At 43.5% G+C, this 11,379-nt stretch carries 10 protein-coding genes; 4 read left to right on the top strand and 6 right to left on the bottom strand.

Annotated elements, in window-relative coordinates; genetic code table 11:
* The 5 genes from proB to HKI82_RS04955 form a co-directional block, all read right to left on the bottom strand.
* Window positions 1–1,134, bottom strand: coding sequence for a glutamate 5-kinase (gene proB, locus HKI82_RS04975; RefSeq protein WP_102940508.1), 1,134 nt, complete (start codon window positions 1,132–1,134; stop codon window positions 1–3).
* Between the two features lie 123 nt (window positions 1,135–1,257).
* Window positions 1,258–1,647 (bottom strand): sigma factor-binding protein Crl, encoded by a 390-nt coding sequence (crl, locus tag HKI82_RS04970; RefSeq protein WP_102940375.1) that lies wholly within the window; start codon window positions 1,645–1,647, stop codon window positions 1,258–1,260.
* A 106-nt stretch (window positions 1,648–1,753) separates the two neighbouring features.
* Complete coding sequence (gene frsA, locus HKI82_RS04965; protein ID WP_102940376.1) at window positions 1,754–3,004, bottom strand: esterase FrsA; 1,251 nt, start codon at window positions 3,002–3,004, stop codon at window positions 1,754–1,756.
* Between the two features lie 130 nt (window positions 3,005–3,134).
* Entirely contained in the window at window positions 3,135–3,599 is a 465-nt protein-coding gene (gene gpt, locus HKI82_RS04960; RefSeq protein WP_042480174.1) for a xanthine phosphoribosyltransferase, read from the bottom strand.
* Between the two features lie 61 nt (window positions 3,600–3,660).
* Entirely contained in the window at window positions 3,661–4,950 is a 1,290-nt protein-coding gene (locus HKI82_RS04955) for an NCS2 family permease (RefSeq protein ID WP_102940377.1), read from the bottom strand.
* 802 nt (window positions 4,951–5,752) lie between these two features.
* Between HKI82_RS04955 and HKI82_RS04950 the strand changes: the two genes are divergently transcribed.
* From HKI82_RS04950 to HKI82_RS04935, 4 genes are all read left to right on the top strand, one after another.
* The gene (locus tag HKI82_RS04950; protein WP_171137362.1) at window positions 5,753–7,225 is read left to right on the top strand and encodes an aminoacyl-histidine dipeptidase; all 1,473 of its coding nucleotides are present in this window, start codon (window positions 5,753–5,755) and stop codon (window positions 7,223–7,225) included.
* 259 nt (window positions 7,226–7,484) lie between these two features.
* On the top strand, window positions 7,485–7,928 hold the full coding sequence (locus HKI82_RS04945; protein ID WP_102940379.1) for an ATP-dependent zinc protease family protein: 444 nt from the start codon (window positions 7,485–7,487) through the stop codon (window positions 7,926–7,928).
* Window positions 7,925–8,830, top strand: coding sequence for a 30S ribosomal protein S6--L-glutamate ligase (gene rimK / locus HKI82_RS04940; RefSeq protein ID WP_102940380.1), 906 nt, complete (start codon window positions 7,925–7,927; stop codon window positions 8,828–8,830). The genes HKI82_RS04945 and rimK overlap by 4 nt, the downstream gene beginning before the upstream one ends.
* Window positions 8,790–9,896 (top strand): succinylglutamate desuccinylase/aspartoacylase family protein, encoded by a 1,107-nt coding sequence (locus tag HKI82_RS04935; protein ID WP_171137361.1) that lies wholly within the window; start codon window positions 8,790–8,792, stop codon window positions 9,894–9,896. Before rimK ends, HKI82_RS04935 begins: the two co-directional genes overlap by 41 nt.
* A gap of 78 nt (window positions 9,897–9,974) precedes the next feature.
* Here the strand turns inward: HKI82_RS04935 and HKI82_RS04930 are convergent, their stop codons facing one another.
* The gene (locus HKI82_RS04930; RefSeq protein ID WP_102940382.1) at window positions 9,975–11,330 is read right to left on the bottom strand and encodes a sodium-dependent transporter; all 1,356 of its coding nucleotides are present in this window, start codon (window positions 11,328–11,330) and stop codon (window positions 9,975–9,977) included.
* Between the last annotated feature and the right edge of the window lie 49 nt (window positions 11,331–11,379).

Here is an 11,379-nt window from a genome sequence, read left to right as displayed (position 1 = left end):
TTATTCTTGGATCACGACCATATCATCTCGGTGAACGACTTCTGAGCCGTAATCATAACCAAGGATGTCGATAATCATTTTACTGTGTTTGCCTGCAATTTTTGCTAGGTCTGAATTTGAATATGCTGCGATACCGCGTGCGACAAGCTTTCCAGCTTTATCAGTCACTCGAACCACTTCGCCACGGGAGAACTGACCATGAACACTCACAACACCTTTTGCGAGTAGGCTGCTGCCTTTTTCATTGACCGCTTTAACCGCACCATCGTCAATCACGATATCGCCTGAGGCAGATGGTCCGGCGAGTATCCAGCGTTTGCGATTTTCCAATGACTCTTCCAAAGGTAAGAAGCGAGTCCCTTGCGGTGCATCACTTAAAGAGTCAAAGATGACGTTTTCAGCACGACCTGCGGCAATTATCACTTCAATACCTGCTCGGCGTGCAATATCAGCCGCTTGCAGTTTGGTAGCCATACCACCAGTGCCTAAGGTAGTGCCACTGCCACCCGCGATTTTACGCAAGGTGTCATCAATGGTTTTGACCTCTTTAATCAGTTCCGCATGCGGATCTTTACGAGGGTCGGCGGTAAACAGACCTTTCTGGTCAGTCAGTAGCAGAAGTTTATCCGCACCACATAAAATGCCGACAAGAGCAGACAAGTTGTCATTGTCCCCAACTTTGATTTCACTGGTTGCTACCGCATCGTTTTCATTAACGACAGGGATAATGTCGTGTTCAACTAAGGCATTAATGGTGTCACGCGCATTCAAGAAACGTTCACGATCTTCAAGATCGGCACGGGTTAACAACATTTGACCAATCTTGATGCCGTAGATAGCGAACAATGACTCCCAAACTTGAATCAGCTGGCTTTGTCCAACCGCAGCAAGCAACTGTTTGCTCGACATTGCGTTGGGCAGTGCGGGGTAACCTAAATGTTCTCGGCCTGCTGCAATTGCACCCGAAGATACAATCACCACAGAGTGGCCATGTTTTTTCAGTTCTGCACACTGACGAGCAAGCTCGACCATATGAGCTCTATCAAGAGCCAGAGTGCCACCGGTAAGAACGCTGGTTCCTAGTTTTACAACGACAGTTTGCGCTGTAGTTCCGCTTTGCTGATTCGTTTTCATGCCTTCTTCTTCAAATTGAAAACAGTTAAGAGAAGATGTTTTAGCAATCAACTGCGTTGAGCACAAGAAGAAAAAGGTGCTAAATAGCACCTTTTACTTTCAGTAACATTCAAATAGCTAAAATCACACAAATTCTGCAGATTCTTCATGCATAGAAAGCGTTAAACCGAAACGCTCATCTAATGTTTGTTCTAGCTTCTTATGAAACTCTTCTTGGTTTTGGATAACGTCAGATAGCGCTGCTTGCGGAATCGCTTTTGCTTCCCATTCACCCGCTAAATTGTAACGTCCCGATTGATATTTTGCCTCATATCCGGTGTCAGTCTGGTCTAGTATCATCCACCATCCCCAGAATTCACGTTTTTCTGGCGCCTTTTTGTCATCCACACAAGCTGCTAGACAGTCAAACAAGTAGCTGCCTTCTTTACATTTTCCTTCACGTAAATAAGGGCCAATTGCTTTAAATGCGGACAATAATCGGTAGTGCGTCGGATTTTTCGTCCCTTCCGGCATAGGATTCTCCATTTCCATCGATAAGAATAAATATCACTACTATTTATATGCTTTTAAAAGCATATATTTAGTACAAATATTACTCTTAACTAATTTAGGAGAAATGTCACCTACAGAGTTCCTCTTGAAGCCACTTTATCGCCAAATCGAGGGATTGCTCATATCCTTGCGAAATTGTTTTGCTTTTTATCTGCTTAGCTTTGCCGCCTTGACTAAAAATCGCCGCAAGTTGGTTGTCTGAATGTGGCGAGACAGGATCGCCTTCCAATCCTAAAGCAAGAATCGGTACTTTCGTGCGTCGACTGCTCAAGAAGCCTTGTGTTTTAAGTGACCAAGCTTTTAATTGCCCAGACAAGCTATCAATGTCTACCGCTTCTTTACCTAGTCTCGATGCCAATACGTCGAGATACATTTTAGGCATTTGTTTGAGTTTGGTCGGGGAAGTCCACACATCATGGAGAGGCGCACCGATTGCGACACACGCTTTGACTTTTTCTTGCTCTAAGAACGACAAACGAACCATAGCATTGCCGCCAAAACGGAAACCGATTAAACCAATACAGAAATGGTCAACCCAAGGTATATCTCCCAGTTGGTTGATCACCGCCTGGTGCAGACAAGAAGTATCTTCCGTGAGTGGCCACTGGGAACTGTGACCGATAGAAGGCATATCTATGGTCAACATCGCGATATCGTGCTTTGCCAGATAATCACGGAACAAACGCCACATATCGGTCTGTAAGCTATCTAATCCTGCACTCACTATCACTACTGGATGAGGTTTATCAGTATTGGTCAGATGTAAGTAACCAGAAAACTTCTTATTTTGATAGGTGAAATCCAATTGCTTAACGATGTATTTGGTTAACTTAGCTGCTTCAGAATAGGCCTTATTGGCTAATACTTGAGCTTGCAGCGCCAAATTGTCATTTTTCAGGTGCGGATAACCCGCAATACTAAAACAAAGAGAAGCTTTGAAGAGTTCTTCCGCTGCATCATCTCCCTCTAATACAGACGCTGTTTTCTGATGCTTCATCCCAAGGCGCGTCCACTCAAATGCCCAGTTACCGTTATGGTATCCCATCACAGTATCAAGCCAGTCATCATCGGTACGTGAGTGTGTAGACGAAGCTATGCGAGATAATACTTCCTCTTGTTCGATGGGATTCACACCTTGCCACACCCACTGCAGACGGCGAACATTTCGGTACCACGAATACCCTTCGCTCTGCTTTTTCTGCTGCAGAAACTCTATATTACTAGGCATGTATTGAGTCAGTGCCGATGTTTCTTTCGCTTGTTTGCGTTTTACAAACAACGTCTCTGACAAGTTAATATTTGTATCATCTTCAGACATAACCCAGTCTCGCTTAACGAACCATTGATTAGGTTCATATAGTAATAAAAAAAATGACCCATGAAAGGGTCATCTTTGAGTAAATGCTATTTTTTAAGCAAAAGCTATTTTAAACAACAGCAATATCGGTTTATTTACGCTTGCGATTCACTGGCTCAACGAAAGACAACTGCATATCCCAAGGTTGTTCAATCCAAGTGTCTTGTTCGATATCTACGATGTACTCGTCAACCAAATCTTTACCTGCTGGTTTAGCACATACAGTTACGAACTTAGCTTTTGGATACATTTCACGAATCTTACGTGCTGTATCGCCGCTATCAACCAAATCATCGATGATCAGGAAGCCTTCTCCGTCATGCTCTGGTGCTTTTAGTACACTCATATCACGCTGGTGATCGTGGTCATAGCTAGAGATACATACTGTATCTACATAGCGAATGCCCAGCTCACGAGCAAGAATAGCTGCTGGTACTAAACCACCGCGGCTAACACCTAGGATACCTTTCCATTGTTCTGCAGGCATTTGACGCTCAGCGAGTTCACGACAATAGTTCTGCATATTGTCCCAAGTGATAACGAATTTTTTGCTCATTGTAATAAACCTAATTTAAAACATGTGAAGCGCAGTGCAGTTCACTGCGCCTATTGAATACTTAAGCGAAAATTAATTTAGCTAGGAAAACAGCTGTCATAAACCAAACGCTAGCTGAAATCTCACGCCCTTTACCGCTCAATACCTTGATTGCTGTATAAGAGATGAAACCAAGTACAATGCCTTCAGCAATTGAGTAAGTCAGAGGCATTAGTAAACAAGTCACAACAACAGGTGCAGCTTCTGTTAAGTCACGCCAATCAACACTTATAAGTCCAGACATCATCAAGATAGCAACGTAGAACAAAGCGCCGGCAGTTGCATAAGCTGGAATCATCCCTGCTAATGGCGAGAAGAATAATGCAAGAAGGAACAAAATGCCAACCACAACTGCAGTTAAACCTGTGCGACCACCTGCTGCAACACCCGCTGTACTTTCTACATAAGAAGTGGTGTTAGATGTACCTAACAATGCACCAATAGAGGTTGCAGTTGAGTCTGCTAGCAATGCTTTGTTCAAGCGAGGAATTTTACCATCTTTACCGATAAGGTTTGCTTTAGTCGCAACGCCTACCAATGTACCTGCAGTATCAAATAGGTCTACGAACAAGAAAGCAAAAATCACTGAAATCATGCCGATTTCAAATACACCAGAGAAGTCTAATTGAAGGAAAGTTGGTGCAATACTTGGTGGAACAGACATCACGCCATGCCATTGAACATCACCAAAAATCAAACCTAGACCAGTCGTAATTAGAATTGCAATCATTACCGCGCCTTTTACACCACGGTTAACCAGACCAATTGTCAGGAAGAAGCTTACTGCTGCTAGTACTGGAGAAAGACTGGTAAAATCGCCAACAGAAACAAGTGTCGCTGGGTTGTCTACTACGATTTTTGCATTTTGAAGTGCAATAAACGCAAGAAACAGACCGATACCCGCAGAGATACCTGTTCTTAATGCCATTGGGATTGAGTTGATGATCCACTCACGAATCTTAAATAGGCTCAAAATAATGAAAAGTACACCAGAGCAGAATACTGCTGCTAGAGCCACTTGCCATGTATAACCCATACCTAGAACAACTGAATAGGTAAAGAAAGCGTTCAAGCCCATACCTGGAGCTTGCGCGATTGGGTAGTTTGCAATGAAGCCCATAATGAAACAGCCAATAGCCGCAGCTAAACAGGTCGCCACAAATACAGCGCCCTGATCCATGCCTGTTGCAGATAAAATGGCAGGGTTCACAAAAATAATGTAAGCCATTGTCAGGAACGTAGTTATACCTGCAATGATCTCAGTACGCACGTTTGTGCGGTTTTCACTGAGTTTAAATAGCCTTTCCAGCATGATCGAGTCCTAATAAAGGTAAAAAGTAAACGGTTGCGTAAACGATTGGGCGCAGATTATAAAGACATCAGATCACAAATTCCAGACCGAATTTATTTTGATTTTGAAAGTACCAAGAACTACTTATGCATAGTTCTTCATAAAAATAAGTACATTTCAACAAAACAGTAAGAACTTGTTAAAGATTTGTAAGTGAACAAATTTAAAGCAAAAAAAACGCCACCTGAGATACAGGTGGCGGTGAATCACATTAACCACTCTTGGTTCACCAAGCTGTGGCTAAAAACAAATTCCAATATATGGGGGTGAACATTACTGTTCAAATCACATGCATTTGGTCTCACTCACCAAAGCGTGTGGGGTGTAACATTGCCGATCGACACAACATCTTTCATTAATATTACGAAGGTAAACTGGCTTCGAAAGCACCGCTTTCGGATTGGTTATTAATGTACCACAAAGAAAATATATTACAAACTAATAGTGAGTTAAATCACACATTCGCTATAAAACTTACAATAATTCCGATAATAAAGGTAATAAAATTACATTAATTGTGTTTTATTTTTGAAGTATATAGCAAAACAAGTGCAACTTATTGAGTAAATAAGTTATACATTTCGAGTTGCAACGCATTTATCTATCTACACTCCATAAAAATCCTTTTTCTTGCCACTACTAGATTCAACGACTCAATGGTATGCTGTCACACAAGTATTGCCCCATCAGACAGGTTTTTTCTCTACATATACAACCTTTCTTCACCATTTAATCGGGGTATAGATAAATAAAGGAGTCATCTATGTCTGAGTTTCATTCTGAAATTAGCACCCTATCACCTGCTCCAGTTTGGCAGTTTTTCGATAAAATCTGCTCAATTCCACACCCTTCGAAACATGAAGAAGCACTAGCACAAGCCATTATTGGTTGGGTAACAGAGCTAGGCTTGGAAGTTCGCCGCGATACAACAGGTAACCTGTTTATCAAAAAGCCAGCGACTCTGGGAATGGAGAATAAGAAAGGTGTCGTGCTTCAGGCGCATATCGATATGGTTCCTCAGAAGAACGAAGACACCGACCATGACTTCACTAAAGATCCAATCCATCCTTATATTGACGGCGAATGGGTAACGGCAAAAGGCACAACACTCGGCGCTGACAACGGTATGGGCATGGCGGCATGTTTAGCTGTACTAGCTTCAACCGACATCAAACACGGTCCACTAGAAGTTTTGCTGACTATCGATGAAGAAGCAGGAATGACTGGCGCATTCGGTCTTGAAGCGGGTTGGTTAGAAGGTGAAATTCTTCTAAACACCGATTCTGAGCAAGAAGGCGAAGTTTACATGGGTTGTGCTGGTGGCGTTGATGCTTCAATGAAGTTCGACATCAAACGTGAAGCGATCCCAAGCAATTTTGTCACTCGTCAACTAGTACTTAAAGGTCTGAAAGGCGGTCACTCTGGCTGTGATATCCATACGGGTCGTGGCAACGCAAACAAATTACTAGCTCGTTTCTTAGCTGGTCACGCTAACGAGCTGGATCTGCGCTTAGTCGAGTTCCGTGGTGGTAGCTTACGTAATGCCATTCCGCGTGAAGCATTCGTGACAGTGGCTCTTCCTGCTGAAAATGAAGCGAAGTTAGCCGAGCTATACAGCTTCTATACCAATCTAATAAAAGAAGAGCTTGGTAAAGTTGAAACTAACATTGTCACATTCTACGAAGCTCAGCCAACTGCTGTTGATATGTTTACAGTTGAAACGCAGAAACCATTTATTGCTGCACTAAACGCTTGCCCTAACGGCGTTATCCGTATGAGTGATGACATTGAAGGTGTGGTAGAAACGTCATTAAACGTAGGCGTGATTAAAACGGAAGAGAACCAAGTCACCGTACTTTGCCTAATCCGTTCACTGATCGATTCTGGTCGTAGTCAGGTTGAAGGTATGCTAGGGTCCGTCGCTGAACTCGCGGGTGCATCAATTCAATTCTCAGGCGCTTACCCAGGCTGGAAGCCAGACGCAGATTCAGAAATCATGCATATCTTCCGTGACATGTATGAAGGTATCTACGGCAATAAGCCAAATATCATGGTGATTCACGCAGGTCTTGAATGTGGTCTATTTAAGAAACCTTATCCAAATATGGACATGGTTTCATTTGGTCCAACCATCAAATTCCCACACTCTCCAGACGAAAAAGTGAAGATCGATACCGTCGGATTATTCTGGGAACAAATGATTGCACTATTGGAAAATATCCCAGCTAAATCTTAAGTTTTCCACCATAAAAGCCTGACATTAAGCCGAAGTTAACAACTTCGGCTTTTTCGCTTATGAACAAATATTTTTTGTCGATACGACCATTTTTTTTCATTAGCGAGAGATTAATCACTGCTGTTAGAGTGCGCGTCCTTGAAGTTCCCAGAGAAGTTCACCACACTCTATTCAGGGCATTACGTCTTCATGACGCATATGCGGGCTGTTCTCCAATTCAGCCTTAAATAAATTCCAAACAAAACACTAAGATACTGCGATGAAAGAAAAAATGACTGTCGGATGGCGAGAGAGACTTAGCCTTCCTGGGTTAGGTATTGAAAAAATTAAAGCGAAAATCGATACCGGAGCCCGTACATCTTGCTTACACGCATTTAAGTTAGAGAGCTTTACTAAAGAAGATAAACTTTGGGTTCGCTTCTGGATCCACCCAAATCAACATGATGTGGATACTGTGGTAGTTTGTGAGGCTGAAGTAATAGAAGAGAGAACAGTACGAGACTCAGGTGGTCATGAAGAATCTCGTTTCGTTATTAAGTCCGACATCAGTTTAGGCGGACAAACGTGGCCTGCGGAAATTACATTAACGAATAGAGAAAATATGGCATTCCGCATGCTTTTAGGTCGCACCGCGATGCACCATAGGATTATTGTTGATCCAACCGCATCGTTTTTAATTCCTTTTGAGGCACCCAAGTTATGAAAATTGGTATTCTGTCACGCAACTCTTCGCTATATTCAACCAAGCGTTTAATCGAGGCTTGTAAGCAGCGTGGACACGAAGTAAAAGTGATTGATGCTTTACGTTGTTACATGAATATCAATTCAGACAAACCTGAAATCCATTTTAAGGGTGAAGAGCTGGCTGGATTTGATGCGGTTATTCCGCGAATTGGCGCGTCAGTTACTTTTTATGGCACAGCGGTATTACGTCAATTTGAAATGATGGGTGTCTATCCAGCTAACGAATCTGTCGCTATCAGCCGCTCAAGAGATAAGCTGCGCTCAATGCAGCTGCTTTCTCGTAAAGGGATTGGTATGCCAATTACCGGTTTTGCGAGTAAGCCTGACGATGTTAAAGACCTGCTAGACATGGTTGGCGGTGCACCCGTTGTGATTAAATTGCTTGAAGGCACTCAAGGCATCGGTGTTGTGCTTGCTGAAACTCGTAAAGCAGCAGAAAGTGTAATCGAAGCATTCATGGGCCTGAAAGCGAACATCATGGTTCAAGAATATATTAAAGAAGCAGGCGGTGCGGATATTCGCTGTTTCGTCATTGGTGATAAAGTTATCGCAGCAATGAAGCGACAAGGGGCCGAGGGCGAGTTTCGTTCGAACCTTCACCGTGGTGGTTCAGCATCACTGGTTAAGATCACACCACAAGAACGTAAAACAGCTATTGAAGCCGCTAAAATCATGGGGCTCAATGTCGCTGGCGTTGATTTACTTCGTTCTGCAAGAGGACCATTGGTCATGGAAGTAAACTCTTCACCGGGCTTAGAAGGTATTGAAGCTGCAACCGGAAAAGATATCGCCGGTATGATTGTCGAATTTCTAGAGAAAAATGCGGCAAGTAAAAGGACTAAAACACGTGGTAAAGGCTAGAAAATATAAGAATACAGCATACGAATTTCTGGGGGAGAAGATTCCCCCAGCGACCAAGCAAGTCATCGAACTGGAAGGTGCGAAACTCTATACTCATTCGCCCCTTTCCATTCCTATCGAAATTATCCATGGCGCTTCACCGGGTCCGGTACTTATGGTTAACGCCGCCATTCATGGTGATGAACTCAATGGCGTTGAAATCGTAAGACAGCTTATCAACTCCATCGATCCTAAAAAGCTCAAAGGTACGCTCATTACCGTACCTATCGTGAACGTATTTGGCTTCATTCATAAATCACGATACTTACCAGACAGACGCGATCTTAACCGCTGTTTCCCGGGCAGTGACACTGGCTCATTGGCCTCTCGAATGGCGCATATCTTCTTTTCTCAAGTCGCGTTGAAATGTGATTACATTATTGATCTGCACACTGGCGCAATTCACAGAACAAACCTCCCTCAAGTTCGAGCAGACTTAAGCAACCCAGAAACACTGCGTATCGCTCAGGCTTTCGCGACGCCTGTAATACTGGATTCTCCGCTCAGAATGGGTTCTCTGCGAAGTGAAGCAGAAAAATCGGGGATCACGGTACTTACTTATGAAGCAGGTGAAGCCCTTCGTTTTGAGCCTATTGCAATCAGTGCTGGTGTCGTTGGCGTCAAACGCGTGATGCAAGCTATTGGTATGCTGAGAGCCAGCCGCAAGAAGTTGCCAAGCTCTGTGATTGCAAAATCGACCAGTTGGTTACGCGCAGAAGCCGATGGCATATTGCGTACGGTAGTGTCACTCGGCGATCGTGTAGAAAAAGGCCAAGTATTGGCTTACATTAACTCGCCTCTGGGCAACGTCGAAGTCGAAGTGAAAGCCAACAAAGGGGGTATTGTTATCGGTCAACAAACCCTGCCGTTAGTGAATGAAGGTGACGCAGTATTCCACCTCGCCTACTTTACTCAAGACGATGATATGGTGGAACAACTGGTTGGTGATTTCATAGAAGAAGTGATTGAAGTGGATTTAGAACCACTCACCACTGGCCAAATCATGCCTCCATCCCCAGCAGAATAAAGAGAACATTCAGTCTCTGTTCTTCATGCATAAAAAAACCTTGGTATCACTACCAAGGTTTTTTTGTTTCAGTTTGGATTAACCAAATGAAGCCCAGATAACCGTTGCCACTAAAATTGGGCAGACAAATTTCACATACCAAGGCCAGATTTTTCCAAAAGTACTTTGACGGAACTCTGGGAAGCCTTGCTCCAACTCTTTGAGCTTAGCGTTGCGATTCCATACCCAGCCACCAAACAAACAGAACATCAATGCTGCAGTCGGTTGTAAGTATTGCGTAGCCGTGGTGGCCACTAGGCCAAACAGTTCACCGAAGTTGTAAACAATCACCACACTGAATAGCGCGATTAAGCCACCTAAGACCCAGCTGGTTGGTGTGCGCTTAGTGTTAAAACGTTCTGATACCAAAGCGACTGGACATTCCAACATAGAGATTGAAGACGTTAACGCAGCAATCGTTAATAACAAGAAGAACACGATTGCAAATAACTGCCCCAGTACGCCTAGGCTATCGAACATTAAAGGTAGAACCGTAAAGACTAAAGTATCCGAGCTCAGTAGCGAACCATCTTCTGCGTATATCTGAACGCCTTTGTTCATAGCTACAAACATTGCAGGAAGGACAACAAGACCCGCAATAAAAGCAACACCTGTATCAACCAAAGTCACGTTCATCGCCATTTTCGGCAGATTCTCTTTCTTACTTAGGTAAGAACCGTAGATAAGCATTGAACAGCCACCAATGGTCAGAGAGAAGAATCCCTGCCCCATCGCAGCTAAGATCATTTTGCGATCAAAAATCTTTTCAAAATCCGGAACAAGATAGTGTTGCAGACCTTGCATAGCACCCGGCTGCATCATGATGTAGATGAACAGAACACCAAATAGAACAAACAGCGCTGGCATTAAGCGAGTTGACCACTTTTCAATACCTTGTTTTACGCCACCTTGAACAATCAAGATCGTGAGCACATAAAATACTAAAGTACCAAATAAGTTACGCTCAACGCTAAAGCCTTTAAACCAAGCAGTCGCACTTTCCATACCCAGCAAATCTGTAATTGCCCCAAGCATAAAGCAGATGATCCAGCCACCTACGATGCTATAAAACGCCAGCACGGCACTTGGAACACTCAAACCCAACCAACCGACTAATGCTCCAGCTTTCTTAGCTGTAGGATTAGGCGTCAGTGAGCGCATACTATCAACAGGGTTTGCTTGTCCTGAACGTCCAATTGCCATTTCAACCACCAGCATAGGGAACGCAACCACTAAAATGAGAACCAAATAGACTAACAGGAATGCGCCACCGCCATTACTGGCAGCCTGAGTGGGGAAACCCCAAATATTTCCAAGGCCAACTGCAGCACCTGCTGCGGCCAAAACAAACCCAAGGCGTGAACCAAAAGTTTCGCGGGTATTACTCGATGTCATTACTACTCACAAATATCACCAAACTAGTTGGCTAGTACATTAAATGAAA

This window comes from Vibrio plantisponsor (assembly GCF_013041605.1).
GTDB classification, from domain to species: domain Bacteria; phylum Pseudomonadota; class Gammaproteobacteria; order Enterobacterales; family Vibrionaceae; genus Vibrio; species Vibrio plantisponsor.
Note: the sequence above shows the minus strand (reverse complement) of the source record. Positions and strands in the feature narration are given on the sequence as shown.